The following is an 18,514-nucleotide window of genomic DNA, read 5'->3' on the forward strand; positions in this document are numbered from 1 at the left end:
TCGTATATCATGAAAAAAATAATCCTTGCAGGTTCTATTCTGATGGCAGTGTATTCATGCAAAAAAGAAGAAGGAGCAAAAAAAGAAAATACAACAGAAACCTCTGCTGAGGTTCCGAGAAGCAATAATAAAATAGTTACCTTAAGCGGTGGCGTTACAGAGATTGTAAGTGCATTGGGCCACGAAAAAGAAATCGTTGGAACAGACGTTACAAGTACTTATCCTGAAACATTAAAAGCTACAGCTAAAGGCCTTGGTCACGTAAGATCAATGACGATTGAGCCGATCATGGCGGTAAATCCTACTTTAATTTTAGCTTCAGAAAAAGATATCAATCCTGAACTGATGACAAAGATCAAATCTTCAGGAATCAAAGTTGAGGTTTTCAAACAGGATTACACCGTAGAAGGAACTAAAAAACTGATTGCTGATGTAGCAAAAGCTGTTGGAAATACAGATTATCAGAAATTAAACGATAAAATCGATGCTGATTTAAAGCAAATCCAGCCTATCGCTAAAAAACCTAAAGTATTGTTCATCTACGCAAGAGGAAATATGCTGATGGTTTCAGGAACAAAAACACCAATGGATGCCCTGATCAGCCTTGCTGGCGGACAGAATGCCGTAACCGATTTCGAAGATTTCAAACCTTTGACACCGGAAGCCGTAGTAAAAGCTAATCCGGATGTTTTATTCTTCTTCTCAACAGGCCTTGAAGGGGCAGGAGGAAACGAAGGAGCTCTTAAAATGCCGGGCGTAGCACAAACCAACGCAGGTAAAAACAAAAAGATCATCGCAATGGATGGAGGGTTAGTTTCAGGTTTCGGGCCTAGACTAGGAGAAGCAGCATTAGGATTAAACAAACTTTTAATTGAGAACACAAAGTAAACTATACTTTTATCTAATAATAGGTGCCGTACTGCTTGCTATCATAGCAGTACTGGCGCTTAATACTGGAGTCTACGACTTTGGAGGAACATCGCCCTTCAAAGTTTTATGGCAATATATAAAAGGAGACCCGGGCTTATCTTTAAGCAACAAATATGTGATCTGGGATGTGCGGGCAGCAAGGATCATTATGGCGATTTTAATAGGAAGCATGCTGGCTGTTTCCGGAACCGGTCTGCAGGGGCTTTTCAAAAACCCTCTGGCGACAGGAGACTTAATAGGTCTTACATCGGGAGCCACACTACTGGCGGCAATTGCTATTGTTTTAGGAGGACATTTCAAACAGTATCTTCCTGAAGCCGTACAATTTTCAATAGTAGGCATTGCAGCATTTATTGGTTCCTTTTTATCCATGATGCTCGTATACAGGATTTCTACAGCTGGTGGAAAAACCAATGTAGTGATGATGCTTCTTTCCGGAGTAGCCATTACCGCAATCGGGTTTTCGATCACCGGATTTTTGATCTACATCTCAAAAGATGAGCAACTCAGAGACCTTACGTTCTGGAACCTGGGAAGTCTGGCAGCAGCAACCTGGACGAAGAATATTATTTTAGCAGTTGTTCTGGTCATTTCTTACATCATTCTGCTTCCCAAAGGAAAGGCTTTAAATGCCATGATGCTTGGGGAAAAAGATGCACAGCATTTAGGAATCAATGTGGAAAAGCTTAAAAAGCAGATCATTATTATTGTAGCATTAATGGTGGGAACGTGTGTGGCATTTTCAGGAACCATAGGATTTGTAGGACTTATTGTCCCTTACATTCTAAGACTTTTATTTAAATCGAATTACACATTTATCCTGCCTTTATCAGCCATATGCGGAAGTATATTATTGTTGACGGCAGATACGTTCAGCAGAAGTATTGTAGAACCTTCGGAACTTCCGATCGGAATTCTTACAGCACTCATGGGAGGTCCTATTTTTATTGCTATTTTAGTTAAATTCAAAAAATCTCTGTAATGATAAAGGCACATCAGATCAGTTACAAACACAAAGACTTCCATATTCTGGACGGGATAGATGTTGCTCTTGGATACGGTGAATTTCTTGCCATTGTAGGTCCGAACGGAGCCGGAAAGTCAAGTTTGCTGAGTGTTTTGGCTAATGAGATCAAGTCCAGACAGAAAATACTGTTTAAAGATAAAGATATCACCCAATGGAATGTGAGAGAACTGTCTCAGCACAAGGCTAAATTTTCCCAGCACAACAGCAATGATATTCCGCTTGAAGTAAAAGATGTGATCATGATGGGAAGGTATCCCTATTTTGATGCCCAACCCGGAAAAGAAGATCTTGAAGCCATGAATAATATGATGTACGAAACCGACATTTTTCACCTTAAAGACAGAGAGTACAATACCCTGTCCGGAGGCGAAAAGCAGCGTGTACATCTTTCAAGAGTTATGGCCCAGCTCGAAAATGAAATTGCCCACAAATTGGTCTTTCTGGATGAGCCGCTGAATAATTTAGACATTAAACATCAGTATAAGGCTTTGGAAATTATTAAAAAATTCACCCAAAAAGCCAACAGTGCTGTCGTTGTACTGCATGATCTGAATCTGGCAGCCCAGTTTGCCGACAAAATTTTATTAATGAAATCAGGAAAGGTGTCTGCATACGGAACGCCACAGGAAGTATTCACAGCTGAAAATATCAGTAATGCCTATAATTTCCCGTGTACTATCTGCGAACACCCTATTACTAATAACCCAATGATCATTTTTGGATAACCATGGAAAAAGATGAATTAAAAATCCTCGCTCAGAACCTTGCCAATCCACAGGGAGAAAAAGGAGTTGAGATCGGCGAGATGATGAACGCTACCAACATCAGCATGACATTAGAAAGCATCAAAACGCTTTTAATAGAAGATGATGAACACATCCTTGAAATAGGACACGGAAATGCCGGACATCTGAAAAATATTTTAAGCAGAGCCCAAAATCTGAAATACACAGGAGTAGATATTTCTGAAACTATGTACAATGAAGCGAAAAAGCTGAACAAAGACTTTGAAAGCCAGGCCGATTTTGTATTGTATGAAGGAAAAAAGCTTCCCTTTGAAGATAAAATTTTTGATAAAATATTTACCGTCAATACCGTTTATTTCTGGGAAAACCCGGTTGAGTTTCTCAATGAGATCTACAGAGTTTTAAAGAATGACGGAACTTTCGTTCTTACTTTCGGACAGAGAAAATTCATGGAAACATTGCCGTTTACGGAATACAATTTCACCATGTACAGTAACAGCGAAATGGAGGAGCTGGTTTCCAAAAGCCACTTCAAGAGAATGAAAATTTCTGAAAAAGAGGAAGATATTCAAAGCAAATCCGGAAACGAAACCATCCACAGAATTTATACAGTTTTAACCATAAAAAAATAAAATAATGAGCACGTTAGTTAATGATTTAAAGGAAAAATGGGAAGCTCTGAAAGCAGAAAATCCACATATAAGAATAAGAAACGCTGCGGCACAGTTAGGCGTAAGCGAAGCTGAATTATTGGTAACAAGCATAGGAGAAGGCGTTACGGTCCTGAATGCTGATTTCCCTGCCATCCTTACCGAAGCAGAGAAGCTTGGAAAAGTAATGGCCCTTACCCGCAACGACGAATGTGTGCACGAAAGAAAAGGAATCTACCAGAACGGTGATTTCAGCAGTCCTCATGCACAGCTTTTCGTAGGAGAAGATATTGACCTTAGAATATTCCTTAACCACTGGAAATCTGCATTTGCAGTAGTGGAAGGAGATAAAAAAAGCCTTCAGTTTTTTGGAAAAGACGGTCTTGCCCTTCATAAAATCTACCTTACAAAAAACAGTGAGGAAGCAGCTTTCGATGCCATTGTAGAACAGTTCAAGGCAGAAGATCAGAACCAGGCATTCGCTGTGGAAGCAGTGGCTCCAAAAGCGCCTGAAAAAGCAGATGCTGAAATTGATGCTGAAGGATTCAAAAAAGCATGGACAGAATTAAAAGATACCCACGATTTCTTTATGATGACAAGAAAATTCGGGGTAAGCAGAACTCAGGCTTTAAGACTGGCTCCGGAAGGATTTGCTAAAAAAATCGATAATGCTAAAGTGGTGAATGTTCTTGAAGATGCTTCAGAAAAGAATATTCCGATCATGGTATTCGTTGGAAACAGAGGAATTATCCAGATTCACACCGGAAATGTAAAGAAAACACTTTGGCACCAGCAGTGGTTCAATGTGATGGATCCGGATTTCAACTTACACCTTGATGTGACGAAAATTGCAGAAGCATGGATCGTGAAGAAACCTACTGAAGACGGAGAAGTAACGGCTATCGAAGTATTCAACAAGGAAGGAGACTTTATCGTTCAGTTCTTCGGAAAGAGAAAGCCCGGAATCCCTGAACTTCAGGAATGGAAAGATCTTGTAGCAGAATTAGAGAAATAATAATTAGATGATTTTGAATGGGCCGTTTTGTTTTTTAATTCAAGACGGCCTTTTGTTTTAAAGCAGATCGCTGGATTTGTGGGAGAATAAATAAACTGCAATTTTTTTTTAGCCACAAAAGTCACAAAAGTTTTTTATTTGAACACTTTAGAGCACTTTAGTTTTAAAGCTCTAGTATCCGGAAAACAACAAGAGCACATAAGCTGAAAATCAAAGACTTTCATGGAACTTAAGTGTACTTCTTGTTCGTAAAGTATTTAACTTTAGAAATAACTTAAGTGTTAAAAGTCTTTTGTGACTTTTGTGGTTAAAAATCAGCGAACAAATTTGTGTTATTTGTGCAGCAACATTTGTGTAATTTGTGTTTAAATCAATTAAAATCAGCGTAAAAATTTGTATAATTTGTGTTTAAATAATATAAAAATGAAGAATATTTTCATAGCCGTTTTGCTGGCAGGTTTTTGCTCATTAAGCGGGCAGGATATCAAAGCCTATCAGTTTTATGACAAGAAAGGAAAAGAAGTAAAGACTGAAAAACTGGTTAAAGAACTGGCTGAATATGATGTGGTTTTCTTTGGTGAAAATCATAACAGTTCTATCAACCACTGGCTTCAGCTGAAGGTGACGGAAGGTTTATTCCAAAAGAAAAACGGACAGATCATCCTGGGGGCAGAAATGTTCGAAAGAGATAATCAAACGCAGTTGAATCAATATCTGGAAGGAAAATTTGATGCTAAAACATTAAAAGATTCCGCCCGTCTATGGAACAATTACGCGACAGATTACAAGCCGCTGGTTGATTTTGCTAAAACCAAAAAACTGAACTTTATCGCGACCAATATTCCAAGAAGATATGCGTCTCAGACTGCAAAAGAAGGCCTGGAATCCCTGAGTAAATTAAGTGACAAAGAGAAAGCTTATATCGCTCAGCTTCCGATTAAAGTGACGCTGGATACTCCCGGGTATCAGGAAATGAAAGCAATGATGGGAGACCATGCGGAAGGCACGAAAGTCATGAATTTCATCTCGGCACAGGCTACGAAAGATGCTACCATGGCTGAATCTATCCTGAAAAGTATGCAGACCGGAAAAACGTTTATTCATTACAACGGAAATTATCACAGCAAGGAATTCGGTGGAATCTACTGGTACATCAAGCAGAAGAACCCGAATCTTAAAATGGCAGTGATCTCTGTTTTTGAATCTGAAGATCCCGAATTGAAAATTCCTGCGAAAGAATATAGCCCGACAGATTTCAATCTGATCATTCCGGCAGATATGACGAAAACATTTTAAAATTCAATAGAAACGGGCTGTGGTCCGTTTTTTTGTTGAAAGATAGGATGGAAAAGGTTTACGAACGTAGTTCACGAAGCCTCCAAAACTAGTGGCCAGTTTATATAAAACCTCCATTCCAGTTACCTGTTTGAAGGACATTATCTATCTTTGTATCACAAATAGTAAAAATGAAAAAAATACCTTTTCTGCTCATCCTCTTTATCGGTTTTATCAACGCACAAAAATTGACACCCGGTGAGATTTCTATCATTAATAAAGGAGACATCAATACGGCTATGCCAATTTATCAGACCACAGATGCCGATCAGCATAAAACCTTATTAAATCTTTCCTCAGAAATCAACGCGTTGGAGCCCAATACCGCTGTTTTAGTGAAAAGAATGAAAGAATCTCTTCTCTCAACAGACGGTGGAGTAGGCATTGCGGCACCACAAGTCGGGATCAACAGAAAAGTGATCTGGGTACAGCGTTTTGACAAAGAAGGAAATCCAATGGAATACTTCATCAATCCGGTGATTGTGTGGAGATCAGAATTACAGAATCTCGGCCCGGAAGGAGATTTATCCATTCCCGAATTCAGGGATCAGTTTTACAGAAGCAAAGTGATTCAGCTGGAATATGTGGATTTGAAAGGACAGAAATACTCAGAGATCGTGGAAGGCTTTACCGCAGTCATTTTCCAGCATGAAATAGACCATCTTTTCGGAATCCTGATTTCAGATAAAAAAGAAAAAGAGAAGAACGATTCTTATAAGAAAGTGGATGCTTTTAAGAAAAGCGATTCTACGACAAGATAATATCTGGTAGAAGCCTTACCTATTGTTTCTTGTATATGTACATTTCGGGAAATTACTACAGCCCCAGAAAGATCCATATTGACCATTTCTTTTAATAAGGTTTCCCCCACAATCTGGGCATGAAATATTTCGGTTGATAGTAGAGGTGGCTATTATTTTTTTATCTTCAGTACGAATGTTTTTCCTTGCAGTGAGAATTGTTGCGACAATTTCGTTCTTGCTCCGTTCATATATATAAGCAGAGTCATATTTTTTTATGGTTTTGATTAACTTATTGGTATACACAACATCAGTATATGTTTTGGTCTTGAGGGTCGCCCTTTTTGTAAATGTAATTATTGAGTAATATCGCAAATAAGGATAGTTTTTCAGGACGTGTTTTAAAGCATAAATATGACCCTGATTTTGTAAAATAGGATTGTAAAACTTACGTCTGTACTTATAAATAACCTGAAACCAATACCTGTCTTTTTCATAGCCTAAAATCCAGCCTTTATAATTCTTGGTTTCAATAACAAATATTCCATAATCTGAAACAATAATGTGATCTATTTGTGAAATGGAACCTTTAATCTTTAATTCTATATTATTCAGGACAATATATTCTTTACTGTTTAATCTTTTGAGAATTTCAGAAACCCTGCGTTCGCCAATATATCCCTTTATTTTTGGAGTATAATATCTAATGATTAAGTACAGGATGACTAAGATAAAAATGATTAAAAAACTACTGTCCATGCTGTTTGTATACTAGTTAAAAATCTGCTTACATAAGAAACAGATTTTATTTTAATTAAAAAAATTAAGCTTGGTTACTCGTAATAGAAAGTTTCACTTCTGATGTCCTTTCCGTCAAAGGGTTCTAAATAAATTGATGATTCTGTTAAGTGCATCGTCAAGGTAGAGGTCTTAAATATTTAATATGTATGAAAAACAATCAATTCTATATGTTTTGATTTTAAATTTTAGTTCACCTCTTTTTCTGGAGTCATTGATAAGTTCATATACCCTTCCATTTTCAGAATCTAAAAAGTATTGATTGTATTGCATTGTTTTTTCAGAATCTTTAAGAATATGCTTGAAAACTGATTGAGTTCTATTAATACAGGAATCGGAATCTTCCGTTTTGTATTTATCCACTCTATAGGTTGAATAAACATAATTTTCGAAAATTTTTGGTTTTAAATAGAGATTGGTTTCAGTATTTAAAATATTGCTCATCATTGCTTTTGTGAAGATTGTAAAGTCTGCCGGTTTTAAATTTAACTCTCTAACTAAAATCTTCATCTGCTTTTCAAAAGTTGTATTGGTTTTCGGATAAAGGAGAGGTTGCTTTTCGTTGATGAAATCCCAATAATCAAGATACATATTTGAAAAGAATGGAATTGAATAAAATCTTTTGTTCTTTTCAAAAACTAAAACTTCGTCGTAATCTTTTTTTTCTGGATTTTTATAAAGCGTTATAGATAAGGAATCCAGATCAATCTTTGTTACTTTTTCTAATTTTTTATCAATCATCGGAAAATTGTCCAATACTGATTTTATACTTTCTTCCGGAGAATCAAAGCCAGATTTGTTTTCTTTATGACATGAAATCAATATTGAGAATGCAATTAGAAGTAAAGTGGCTGGTTTCATTAAAATATCTTTTTTTATAGTCTATTTTTAGTTTCAAATTACAAACATTATTTTCATTATACTCATATTTTTTCCCATTCTTTCCCTCTTCAATCAACTTAAGACTTTTATAAAATTAATAATTTTAACCCGAAAACAATCTTTAAAATATCAGGTATATAAAAATAAAAGCTATTTAACAAAAAAATCTGTTTCGAAAGGAAACAGATTTGATTTTATGAAAGGAATTAAATCTAGTTATTCGTAACCACAATTTTCACCTCCATATTACCTCTCGTCGCATTGGAATACGGGCAAATCTGGTGTGCTTTTTCTGTTAAAGCCTGTGCTTCTTCGATAGAAACTCCGGGAATATTCACATCTAATTCTGCTGCCAGACCGAAACCACCGTTTTCAATCTGTCCGATGCTGATCTGAGCGGTTACCGTTGTTTCTCCTGTTTTGGTTTTCGCTAAACTGATTACTCTGTTAAGTGCACTGTCAAAACAAGCCGAATATCCGGCTGCAAAAAGCATTTCAGGATTGGCAAAATCATCATTACTGCCACCTAAAGCTTTAGGCATTCTTACTTCAAGATCCAAAACTCCGTTTTCACTTTTTACATGGCCATTTCTTCCGCCTTGGGCTGTTACCTGTGTTGTATATAACGTTTTCATTTATTTTTCTATTTTGTTTAATATTTTTTGGATAGTTTCCTTAAGATGAATAAGATCTTCTGTTTCTACTCCGATCTTATTCTGTATTTTTCCGGGAATTTCACATGCCTTTTGCTGTAGCTTTTTCCCAGCTTCAGTCAGGAAAACTTCAACCACTCTTTCATCCTCTTTTTTTCTTTTTCTGTCAATGATTCCCTTACTCTCCAGTCTTTTTAAAAGAGGCGTTAAAGTTCCACTGTCCAGAAAAAGTTTGTCACCAATATGGCTGACTGTAAGACCGTCATTTTCCCATAATACCATCAAAACGAGATACTGCGGATACGTAATGTCGATCTCATCAAGAAACGGGCGGTAAAGTCCCGTAATCTCTTTCGCAATCACATAAAGCGGAAAGCAGATCTGGTTGCCTAGTTGTAACGATTTTGAATTTTCCATAAGGTTGAGCATGAAAGGTTTGTTGTGAATATATTACTTTTCGATGATAAATTCCTCCATAGGAACTCTTACTTTTTTCATCGTTGAAAGCCAGTCTTTTTCTTCGTCTCTGTACCCAAGATACAGAAGGCTGACACTTTTTAATCCTAATTCTTTTAATCCGAGAATTTCATCCACCACTTCATTGCTGAATCCTTCTGCTGGCGTACTGTCGATTTTTAATTCCGCAGCCTGAGCCAAAGCAAAACCTAAAGCAATATAAGTCTGACGGGATGTATGGGCAAAATGTTCCGCAGAAGTCTGATTGCCATACATTTGTTTAAGCATATCCGTATAACTTCCAAAACGTCCCTGTGGCAGTTCTCTTACATCGGTATGATGGTCATACACTTTATCAATTTTTTCATTGGAGTAGCTGTCCCATGCGGCAAACACCAAAACGTGAGAAGAATCTCTCATCACTTCAGGGTTTAGAGCTCCGGCTACCATTTTTTCCTTTAATTCCTGATTTTCCACTACAATGATACGGAAAGGCTGAAGTCCGGATGAAGTAGGCGCCAATCTCGCAGCTTCTAAAATAGTATTAAGATCTTCCTGTGATACTTTTTTTGACGGATCATACGCTTTTACTGCGTGTCTCCATTGTAGGTCTTGTATTAATGACATTTCTATTATTTTAAATTATACTTCTTTATTTAATCATCCCGAAAAATCCGGTGATGAATTTCTTTAGCAAATGTACGATCAATTAAGTTGTGTGCAATTTAATTTTAATAGATTTAATTTATGGCAATTTTAGAAGAAACCGAAAATAGGAATTTCAGGTTGGGGAGTTTGAGGGGTTTAGAGTTTGAGGGTGTGAGGGTTTTAGAGCAGATGAGTTTGAAAGAGGGTTATCAAGTTGCTGGTTAAAAAACGTTCGGGGTTGCTTGTTTGTTGTAAGTAAAATGCACAATCTCAGTCTAAACCTTTGCCTCAACCTTAGTCTAATGTCTGACATCTTGGTTCTTGAATCTATCATTCACCTTTCACTTGCGAAGCAAAATTCACCATTGGCATTTCTAAATCTTAGCCTCAACCTAAAATCAGATATCTAAAACAAATGTTTTATTCCGAACTCACGTTAAAACAATAAAAATCCCCATCATTCTCTGTGATGGGGGATTTTGAAGGATGTGGTTGGTTTTTTTCATCGGCCTGCTTTAAGTGCAGTATTTCGATTGGAAGGAGAGAAAATCCGTGTTAGGGAATTTCATTCACCTGTTTGATAATATTGGTGTTATTTTCTATACCTATATTATATGCTTTTCCTCTTTTTTTACTCTGGCTGGTTTTTTCGAGAAGGGTTTTATAATCTTCCGCTTTTTTAGACAGGTAAAAGATCTGCGGACTTATTCCAATGGATACACGGGTGAATTCCTCCGGTTTTTCCGGATCTTCAGTGACATCAGTGATGACAGAGTTATTATACCAGGTCAGGTTCTGTGAACTTGAGCTTCCGGAACAGGATGTGATCATAAATAGTAATAATAGTATATAAGTCCAGGGTTTCATAGAAAAAATATTTAGTAAACAGCTCCTGCAATTAAATTATTAAAACTGCAGAAGCTGTATAAGTTAATTAAAATCCACAGCTTCCAACATTTGGAGCCGGAGATGGAGAACATCCTGAAAGTGATGAGAATATCGTCAGTACACAATTCGTGTTCACTAAGTTATTGTCATACAGGTAAGAATTGGAAGGGCTTCTGTAGTACACATTTCCTGCAGTATTAGCGTAAGAAGATACTGAAGCAGATCCACATGTCGTGTTGATACAGGCGTTTCTCCATGCTGTATCCGTTACAGGTCCGCTAGGGAACAGGGAAGGATCTATGATTCTTTTTTCAGTAACGCCGGATGCATTTTTATAGCTTACCAGAATGGCAACGTGATAACTCCATGCAACGCAGCAGGTACCGGTAGATGCTTTTAAGTTTCCGTATACAAACTGCTTTTCGCAATCGTAGCCGTTGTTGATCAGGATTTGTCTCATTTTGTGAGCTCTTGCATAGCATCCGTCTACAGGATATCTGAAGGTAATACATGGCGAAGATGCTGTAGAAGTACCGCACGCCTGATTTTTGATCAGGGCAAACATGCTGTTCAATGTAGCTACATTGGGAAGAACGCTGGTTAATTTGTTGGCCTCGCTCTTAGCCTCTTTTGTATAAGCAGATTTGAAGAAACGAACATCTTCTTCGCTTCCTTTTTCTACTTTCGCAATTTCATGCGTGTTTGGCTTGATGAAAACCTGGATTGGAGATTCGTTTTTTACCGCGTCTCTGATCAGGCTGATGTACGCTTCATTCTCCTTTGTAGGCGTAATGGTATAGAACTGAGCTGTAACGATGAAAGATACTTTCAGGGTACCGTTTTCATCTTCAATTCCTACAGGAATCGTTTTTCCAAGAGCTGTTAAAGGCTTATTGCTCGTTTCGTTCTGACTCATTTGCTGTTCTGCGTTAGAGTCGTTACAGGCATTGAATGACAAGGCTGCCACGAATACCATCATTGATAACAGAAATTTTCTCATAATTTTCATAGTTTGGTGGTTAGTAATAAAATGTATTGATCTAAGTTTTGGTGTGTGTCGTTTTTTGGTGAATAATAAAAAAAATAGTTCACTTTAATGTGATATTAAAAGTAGACAAAAATAGTATACTGACAAATTATTTTCCAATAAAATGTTAATTATTTTAACATATGCTTGAACTAAACCTGTATTTTAGGGTGTTGGAATAGGTTTTTAACATTAATATGTAAGTAAATTTTCGATAGTCGTAAAACCTAAATTGAAAGCAGAGAATGACGAGACGTGTGTTTTAGAGATGTAAAAAGGTAAAAAAGTTACTAATGAATCATATAGTTAACCTGCCCGCTTAGCAGAATCAATGCAATTGATTGGCTTACAATAAGCAGTATTAAAGTCAAACTTTGCGTTAAAGAAAAAAAGCATTCTGTATAATGACAACTTATTAAAATATAAAAAGAAAACCGACTGTAGAACTACGGCCGGTTTTTATTGTTATTGCGAAGAATATTATTTGTTTACAAGCTCAGCGCCGAAAACATCTGCAAAATGTTTTCTGATCTTAGCTTTCAGATCTTCCACTTCCTCAGTAGTCAGATCTCTTTCAAGCTCTCTTTTTACAGAAGTTACCTGCTTATCTTTGATTCCACAAGGAACAATGTATTCAAAATAACGCATATCAGTATTGACATTTAAAGCAAAACCATGAAGTGTTACCCATCGAGATGCTTTTACACCCATTGCGCAGATTTTTCTGGCATAAGGTTTTCCCACATCCAGCCAAACTCCGGTTTCGCCAGGTGAACGTTCCCCTTTGAGTCCAAATTCAGCAATGGCCCTGATGATCACTTCTTCCAGATTTCTCATATACAGATGAATATCCGTAAAGAAGTTTTCAAGATCGAGAATAGGGTAGCCAACAATCTGTCCGAAACCATGATAAGTAATATCTCCACCACGATTCACTTTCACGAAAGTAGCATCAATTTCTTTCAGTTTGTCGATTCCGGCAAGCATATTTTCTTCATGACCGCTTTTTCCCAAAGTGTACACATGAGGATGTTCTACCAATAAGAAATGGTTGGGTGTCGTTATGTGCTCTTCTGCCGGTAAATCACGGTTTTTAATTTTGGTATCAATGATATTTTTCATCAGACTCTCCTGATAATCCCAGGCGGGCTGATATTCTTTTACACCAAGATCTTCAAATTCTACTGATTTATTTTGATTTGTATTCATACGTTGCTGTCTGTTTTCTTAATGACCATGGAGTTGTGACGTCCTGCCATTTTTCTGACATACAAATTTAGTGAATTTTAACCTTTTATAGAATGGATAAAATCTATGGCAGCATTCTTCCAGTCTTTATGATTCAAGAGCGTATGCACAAAGGCCGTTCCGATAATTCCACCGTCTGCTTTTTCAGTGACATTTTCAAAGTCTTCTTTAGATTTAATCCCGAAACCAATCATCACGGGGTTCTTAATCGGAAGGGAAGCCAGTCTTGACAAATAGTTTTCATTTTTCAGAACCGCATTGTCATTTCCGGTGGTTGATGATGAACTTACCGCATACAGAAACCCGGAACTTAAGGAATCTAAATACAGAATTCTCTCGTCGGAAGTTTCAGGAGTTACCAGAAACGTAAAATTAAGGTTATACTTTTTTAAGATCTGCTGATAATTGTTTTCAAATTCAATCGGAGGAAGATCAGGAATGATAAGCCCCGAAACTCCGCTTTCCGAACATTCTTTGCAGAATTCTTCAAAACCGAAACTCAAAACCGGGTTGATGTAGCCCATCAGAATAATGGGGATTTGTACTTTGTCTTTGACCGTTTTTAGTTGAGAAAACAGTTTTTCAATGGTCATTCCGTTTTTTAGAGCCTGCTCATGAGCCTGCTGGATCACCGGACCATCTGCCACCGGATCCGAATAAGGCATCCCGATTTCCATCATATCCGCTCCGGACTGCTGGATCAGTTGTATAATATCAGCGGTATCTTCCAGTTGCGGAATTCCTGCTGTGAAGTATATGTTTAGTTTTTTCATTGTTATAATATAGATGTTAGAAATTAGAGATTAGAAGTTAGAAGGGGAATTATAAATTGAGGTTGTCAAAAGACTAATTTCTAATCTCTAGCTTCTAATTTCTCTTAAATACGTTTCCATATCCTTATCTCCACGTCCGCTCAGGCAGATCACGATAATATCATTTTCATTAAATTTCTTTTTATCCAAAACGGCAAGGGCATGAGAACTTTCCAGCGCCGGGATAATTCCTTCCAGTTTTGTCAGTTCAAAAGCAGACTGTAAGGCTTCCTCATCATTGATGCTGAAAAATTCAGCACGTTTTTCTTTAAATAAATGAGCATGAAAAGGTCCTATTCCCGGATAATCTAGTCCTGCAGAGATCGAGTGGGGTTCAATAACCTGTCCGTCTCCGGTTTGCATCACAAGACTTTTGCTTCCATGAAGAACACCTAATGTTCCCAGGAAAGTAGTCGCAGCTGATTTTCCGGAATCAACGCCTAATCCACCAGCTTCCGCAGCAATGATCTTCACCTCTTTTTCTTCCACAAAATGATAGAAAGTTCCCGCTGCATTACTTCCTCCTCCTACACAGGCAATCACATAATCAGGATTTTCCCTTCCTATTTTCTCCTTCAGTTGCTCTCTGATCTCTTTTGAAATAATACTTTGAAATCTGGCCACCAAATCAGGAAACGGATGAGGGCCTACCACGCTTCCGATTACGTAATGGGTGGTCACAGGATTATTGATCCAGTCTCTGAGGGCTTCATTCACTGCGTCTTTTAATGTTTTTGAACCTGAAGTTGCAGGGATGACTTCTGCCCCCAGCATTTTCATTCTTGCCACATTCGGAGCCTGTCGCTGGATGTCGATTTCACCCATATAGACGATACATTCCAGACCCAGTAGAGCACAGGCAGTAGCGGTAGCCACGCCATGTTGTCCGGCACCGGTTTCAGCAATAATTCTGGTTTTGCCCAAACGTTTTGCTAAAAGAACCTGTCCCAGGGCATTGTTGATTTTATGGGCTCCGGTATGGTTGAGATCTTCTCTTTTTAAATAGATCTGAGTATTGTATTTCTGGCTTAAATTCTTAGCGAAATAGAGTGGTGTAGCACGTCCCACATAGTTTTTAAGCAGGTCCTGATACTCATTCTGAAATTCCTCGGATTCTATGATCTCAAGATAATTTTTCTGCAGTTCCTCTACATTCGGGTAAAGCATTTCAGGGATGAAAGCGCCTCCGAATTCACCATAATATCCGTGTTCATCAGGGTTTTTATAATTCATTGTATTATTCTTTAGTGATTAAATAAGCATTGTTTTCCGGGCCAAGCTGTCTGAGCAGCTCTTTTATTTCTTTGGAAGTATTAAAAATTAAAATATCATCATCTTCAGAGCTGATCCATCCGGTTTCATCATTTTCAAGGATGGCTTTGGCTTTATCTTCCAAAATTTCAATATCACAGAGATGGTAAAACGGTCGCAGATCTGTAAAACAGAATCCTATACTTTCAAGATTTCTCTGAATGACATTCTCTGTAAAATACCGGACCAAATGCGATCCGTATCCCTTTTTCTCCTGAGCAGAAACCAAACCAACCGCCTCCGCAAAGGCATATTGTTTTCCGGAGATCTCCAGCACAAAATCAAAATTAAGCCGAATAACCGAAAGTATCTCTTCTTCAGGGCCCAAGAGCAAATGAAATTCCGAATCTTTAAAGGACCTGCGAAAGTCTGAAGGGGTCATCTCGCTCCACTCGGGGACTTCCCAAAGTTTCAGAATAAATCCTATCTCATGATCCGTCAGTTCGTTTGGTTTTTTAATTTGATAATTCATCAGTTAAGCTGTTGATAAAATGGATGTTGTGATTTCGTTGCTGTCTTGTGATCAGTTTTTTATGATGCATAAATTCAATTTTGCTGGTGAGGTCTATTAATGTCGCCGTATCTATTTTAGATTCATACATCGTGACCGCAATTTCCAGATTGTCAATTAAAAAATATGGATCGGAATCTTCATAAAGCAAAAAAATCTTTGCATAAATCTTTCCGAGGTCATATTTAATATTCGCCTTGACATGGCTGTCTAAAAATTTATCAGAAATAATAACCAGATAATAGCTGTTCCAAAGGCTGATTCTTTCAAAGAAATACTGGATATCACTCTCATCAAAGCTTTTGATAATGCCTATGAATTCCTGCAGCTGCCCGTCTATCGTCCAATATTCCGTATCACTGTCATTTTGAGAAACAAAATTATACAGAGACTGGATTTTTTTATTCCCGAATTTTGGCGGAAATAAGGTTTTATAAAATGTTTTTTTTAACTGATGTATGTTCATCATCTTGGTGTGTATTTTTTTAGAGAGTCCCGAAGGGACGATTTAACTGTCGTAAAGGATGAAGTCCTTTACTTCTATCATTGCATTTAATCCCAAACGTATTTTTCATCATAATCAACATGATGTTTTTCCAGCATTTCAATCACTTCATCCTTGAATTTCTGTTTCTGATGATGTACCCGCTGGTTTTTGATGTATTTAATGACCCTGTTCACTTCATCTCTGCAAACCGAAAAAGCTCCATATCCATCCTGCCAGAAGAAGTTTTCATATTGTGGCCCTTTAGTCTTTATCCATTTTGAAGAATGGGCCTTAATTTCCTGAACCAGCTTCATCAACGGTATTTTCCGAGAAAGAAGACATAAAATATGGATATGATCATCACTTCCACCTATCTGCAGTGCCGGGCTTTCAAAATCCTTACACAATACGGCAATATAAGAAAACAACTCTTTTTCTATTTCTTCATCAATGAGATCCTGCCGGTACTTGGTACTGAAAACAATGTGGATGTAGTTTTTTACTAGGGACTGGGGCATTTTATTTTGTGTTTTTTGTTAATCGGACTGTATCCGATTTTTTGTTAAATCGTCCCTTTGGGACTCTTTCGGTATAATTTTTATTTTTTCTGTTTTTATTAATCGGACTGTATCCGATCTTTTGTTAAATCGTCCCTTTGGGACTCTTTTGATATAATTTTTATTTTTTTCTGTGTTTCATTAATCGGACTGTATCCGATTTTTTGTTAAATCGTCCCTTTGGGACTCTTTTGATATAATTTTTTTATTTTTTCCAGGTCTTTATTTCCCGGTTCTATTTCAAATTTTGAGTTGATATCAATAGCAAATGGTTTTTGGTTTAAAAGGTTGATATCTTCAATGTTTTCTTCTGAAATTCCACCGCTCAGAAGATAAGGGAGCGGAATCTCTAATTCATTTAATAAGGTCCAATCGAACTGTTTTCCGGTTCCTCCGAATGCTTTCCCATCTGTATCGAAAAGAAAATAATCGACAATAGAAAGATGAGAATTGATCGTGTTTTCTATTTTTTTTCTGGTTTCCTGATCATTATTCCCAATTCTGATCACCTTTATGATTTTAACATCCGGCTCCAGTTTTTGTCTTAATTCAATAATAAAATCTTCACTTTCATCCCCGTGCAGCTGAATCAGGTTTAGTCCTGCCTGTTCTGCAATTTGAACAATTCTGTCAGTTTCTTCATTCACAAAAACGCCCGTTTTCCCCTGATGATTAATTTTAGCAATATCTTCCGGTTTCAAATAATTCAGAACATATCTCGGCGATTTTTCATAGAAAATAAAGCCAAGAAAATCTGCTTTCATGGAAATCAACTCCTGAATCTGGTCTGGCTTTGTTAAACCACAGACTTTGAGTTGAGGAAGAAGGTTGTTAGTTTCAGCTTTCAGGCTCATAAAATTCATAAAGTTCTTATTTCGCAGTTAATTCATTCCGTTTACACATCACCACATCACCACATCACCACATCATCACATCACCATATTATCACATCTTCAAATCATCAAATCATCACATCATCCAATCGCCAAAGTAAACTCTTCAAACGCTTTCGCCGGATCTTCATTCTTCATAAAATACTCTCCCATCAGAAAACCGTCGAATCCTTTTTCCTTTAAATATTTAAAATCTTCAAGATTATAAATGCCACTTTCAGCGACAGATAGCACATCTTTCGGAAGCTGGTCTTTTAACTGTACCGAATGCTGAAGATCCACTTTAAAGTCTTTTAAATTTCTGTTATTAATCCCCACGAGATCAATGTTAGCATTAAAATGTCCCAATTCTTCCTCCGTATGGATTTCCAATAAAACCTCCAGATTCAGTTCGTGTGCTAATTCAGTGAACTCCTGAACTTGGCTTGGTGAAAGACACGCCGCAATCAATAAAACCGCATCAGCTCCCATGCTTTTGGCTTCATAAAACTGGTATTCATCCACCATAAAATCCTTTCTGAGAATAGGGATTTTGATGTGTTTTCTTACATTCAGAATATCATCAAAACTTCCTCCAAAAAAGTCCTTGTCGGTAAGAATTGAGATTCCGGATGCTCCAAAACTTTCATATGCAGAAGCTACTTCCAGAGGCTGAACCTGATCATTGATGATTCCTTTTGATGGAGATTTTCTTTTAAATTCAGCAATAATTCCGCTTTTGTTTTTTACAGATTCTTTCAGAGAAAAAGTTTTTCTTCCAAAAAATTCAGAATTCTTCAGTTGATCAATGGAGATTCCAGCTTTTGAAACTGCAATTTCTTCTTTTTTTCTTGCAATAATTGTATCGAGTATTGTCATTTTTTTTAACTAGAAGTTAGAAATTAGATTTTAGAAGTTAGA

General features: G+C 37.2%; 23 protein-coding genes. 8 read left to right on the top strand and 15 right to left on the bottom strand.

What is annotated here, in order from left to right:
• Nucleotides 1-9: 9 nt before the first annotated feature.
• The 7 genes from BM143_RS09980 (at nucleotide 10) to BM143_RS10010 (ending at nucleotide 6,464) form a co-directional block, all read left to right on the top strand.
• Entirely contained in the window at nucleotides 10-888 is an 879-nt protein-coding gene (locus BM143_RS09980) for a heme/hemin ABC transporter substrate-binding protein (protein ID WP_090024468.1), read from the top strand.
• Nucleotides 872-1,912 carry a FecCD family ABC transporter permease gene (locus tag BM143_RS09985; RefSeq protein WP_090024335.1) on the top strand — a complete coding sequence of 347 codons (1,041 nt, stop codon included), beginning with the start codon at nucleotides 872-874 and terminating at the stop codon, nucleotides 1,910-1,912. The genes BM143_RS09980 and BM143_RS09985 overlap by 17 nt, the downstream gene beginning before the upstream one ends.
• Nucleotides 1,912-2,682: a heme ABC transporter ATP-binding protein gene (locus tag BM143_RS09990; protein ID WP_090024336.1), complete on the top strand. Its 771-nt coding sequence runs from the start codon at nucleotides 1,912-1,914 to the stop codon at nucleotides 2,680-2,682. The genes BM143_RS09985 and BM143_RS09990 overlap by 1 nt, the downstream gene beginning before the upstream one ends.
• A gap of 2 nt (nucleotides 2,683-2,684) precedes the next feature.
• Nucleotides 2,685-3,335, top strand: coding sequence for a class I SAM-dependent methyltransferase (locus BM143_RS09995; RefSeq protein WP_090024337.1), 651 nt, complete (start codon nucleotides 2,685-2,687; stop codon nucleotides 3,333-3,335).
• A 4-nt stretch (nucleotides 3,336-3,339) separates the two neighbouring features.
• A complete protein-coding gene (locus BM143_RS10000) occupies nucleotides 3,340-4,368 on the top strand; it encodes a hemin-degrading factor (protein WP_034726367.1) in 1,029 nt (342 codons plus the stop codon).
• 423 nt (nucleotides 4,369-4,791) lie between these two features.
• Nucleotides 4,792-5,664: a ChaN family lipoprotein gene (locus tag BM143_RS10005; RefSeq protein WP_090024338.1), complete on the top strand. Its 873-nt coding sequence runs from the start codon at nucleotides 4,792-4,794 to the stop codon at nucleotides 5,662-5,664.
• A gap of 170 nt (nucleotides 5,665-5,834) precedes the next feature.
• Nucleotides 5,835-6,464, top strand: coding sequence for a peptide deformylase (locus BM143_RS10010; protein WP_090024339.1), 630 nt, complete (start codon nucleotides 5,835-5,837; stop codon nucleotides 6,462-6,464).
• A 15-nt stretch (nucleotides 6,465-6,479) separates the two neighbouring features.
• Here the strand turns inward: BM143_RS10010 and BM143_RS10015 are convergent, their stop codons facing one another.
• From BM143_RS10015 to BM143_RS10035, 5 genes are all read right to left on the bottom strand, one after another.
• Nucleotides 6,480-7,202, bottom strand: coding sequence for an NERD domain-containing protein (locus tag BM143_RS10015; protein ID WP_090024340.1), 723 nt, complete (start codon nucleotides 7,200-7,202; stop codon nucleotides 6,480-6,482).
• 171 nt (nucleotides 7,203-7,373) lie between these two features.
• Nucleotides 7,374-8,102: a hypothetical protein gene (locus tag BM143_RS10020; RefSeq protein WP_090024341.1), complete on the bottom strand. Its 729-nt coding sequence runs from the start codon at nucleotides 8,100-8,102 to the stop codon at nucleotides 7,374-7,376.
• A 233-nt stretch (nucleotides 8,103-8,335) separates the two neighbouring features.
• A complete protein-coding gene (locus BM143_RS10025) occupies nucleotides 8,336-8,758 on the bottom strand; it encodes an organic hydroperoxide resistance protein (protein WP_090024342.1) in 423 nt (140 codons plus the stop codon).
• On the bottom strand, nucleotides 8,759-9,193 hold the full coding sequence (locus BM143_RS10030) for a MarR family winged helix-turn-helix transcriptional regulator (protein ID WP_090024469.1): 435 nt from the start codon (nucleotides 9,191-9,193) through the stop codon (nucleotides 8,759-8,761).
• 33 nt (nucleotides 9,194-9,226) lie between these two features.
• Nucleotides 9,227-9,859, bottom strand: coding sequence for an NAD(P)H-dependent oxidoreductase (locus BM143_RS10035; RefSeq protein ID WP_090024343.1), 633 nt, complete (start codon nucleotides 9,857-9,859; stop codon nucleotides 9,227-9,229).
• A 120-nt stretch (nucleotides 9,860-9,979) separates the two neighbouring features.
• On the opposite strand from BM143_RS10035, the gene BM143_RS24240 reads away from it, so the two are divergent.
• Nucleotides 9,980-10,105, top strand: a complete 126-nt coding sequence (locus tag BM143_RS24240) for a hypothetical protein (protein WP_262484249.1) — start codon at nucleotides 9,980-9,982, stop codon at nucleotides 10,103-10,105.
• A 330-nt stretch (nucleotides 10,106-10,435) separates the two neighbouring features.
• Here the strand turns inward: BM143_RS24240 and BM143_RS10040 are convergent, their stop codons facing one another.
• The 10 genes from BM143_RS10040 to trpC all read right to left on the bottom strand — a co-directional run bounded on the left by BM143_RS10040 (nucleotide 10,436) and on the right by trpC (nucleotide 18,472).
• Nucleotides 10,436-10,747 carry a hypothetical protein gene (locus BM143_RS10040; protein ID WP_139222019.1) on the bottom strand — a complete coding sequence of 104 codons (312 nt, stop codon included), beginning with the start codon at nucleotides 10,745-10,747 and terminating at the stop codon, nucleotides 10,436-10,438.
• A 67-nt stretch (nucleotides 10,748-10,814) separates the two neighbouring features.
• Complete coding sequence (locus BM143_RS10045; protein ID WP_139222020.1) at nucleotides 10,815-11,768, bottom strand: protein-glutamine glutaminase; 954 nt, start codon at nucleotides 11,766-11,768, stop codon at nucleotides 10,815-10,817.
• A 507-nt stretch (nucleotides 11,769-12,275) separates the two neighbouring features.
• Nucleotides 12,276-13,004, bottom strand: a complete 729-nt coding sequence (gene lipB / locus BM143_RS10050; RefSeq protein WP_090024346.1) for a lipoyl(octanoyl) transferase LipB — start codon at nucleotides 13,002-13,004, stop codon at nucleotides 12,276-12,278.
• Nucleotides 13,005-13,081: 77 nt separating this feature from the next.
• A complete protein-coding gene (gene trpA, locus BM143_RS10055; protein WP_090024347.1) occupies nucleotides 13,082-13,816 on the bottom strand; it encodes a tryptophan synthase subunit alpha in 735 nt (244 codons plus the stop codon).
• 87 nt (nucleotides 13,817-13,903) lie between these two features.
• Nucleotides 13,904-15,088: a tryptophan synthase subunit beta gene (gene trpB, locus BM143_RS10060; RefSeq protein WP_090024348.1), complete on the bottom strand. Its 1,185-nt coding sequence runs from the start codon at nucleotides 15,086-15,088 to the stop codon at nucleotides 13,904-13,906.
• A 4-nt stretch (nucleotides 15,089-15,092) separates the two neighbouring features.
• Nucleotides 15,093-15,638, bottom strand: coding sequence for a hypothetical protein (locus BM143_RS10065; RefSeq protein WP_090024349.1), 546 nt, complete (start codon nucleotides 15,636-15,638; stop codon nucleotides 15,093-15,095).
• Nucleotides 15,622-16,146: a hypothetical protein gene (locus tag BM143_RS10070; RefSeq protein WP_034726356.1), complete on the bottom strand. Its 525-nt coding sequence runs from the start codon at nucleotides 16,144-16,146 to the stop codon at nucleotides 15,622-15,624. The genes BM143_RS10065 and BM143_RS10070 overlap by 17 nt, the downstream gene beginning before the upstream one ends.
• An 83-nt stretch (nucleotides 16,147-16,229) precedes the next feature.
• Nucleotides 16,230-16,682 (bottom strand): IS200/IS605 family transposase, encoded by a 453-nt coding sequence (gene tnpA / locus BM143_RS10075; protein ID WP_090024350.1) that lies wholly within the window; start codon nucleotides 16,680-16,682, stop codon nucleotides 16,230-16,232.
• A 206-nt stretch (nucleotides 16,683-16,888) separates the two neighbouring features.
• The gene (locus BM143_RS10080) at nucleotides 16,889-17,584 is read right to left on the bottom strand and encodes a phosphoribosylanthranilate isomerase (protein WP_228430748.1); all 696 of its coding nucleotides are present in this window, start codon (nucleotides 17,582-17,584) and stop codon (nucleotides 16,889-16,891) included.
• A gap of 111 nt (nucleotides 17,585-17,695) precedes the next feature.
• Nucleotides 17,696-18,472, bottom strand: a complete 777-nt coding sequence (gene trpC, locus BM143_RS10085) for an indole-3-glycerol phosphate synthase TrpC (protein WP_090024352.1) — start codon at nucleotides 18,470-18,472, stop codon at nucleotides 17,696-17,698.
• Nucleotides 18,473-18,514: the final 42 nt, after the last annotated feature.

It is taken from the genome of Chryseobacterium oleae (assembly GCF_900115055.1).
Lineage (GTDB): Bacteria > Bacteroidota > Bacteroidia > Flavobacteriales > Weeksellaceae > Chryseobacterium > Chryseobacterium oleae.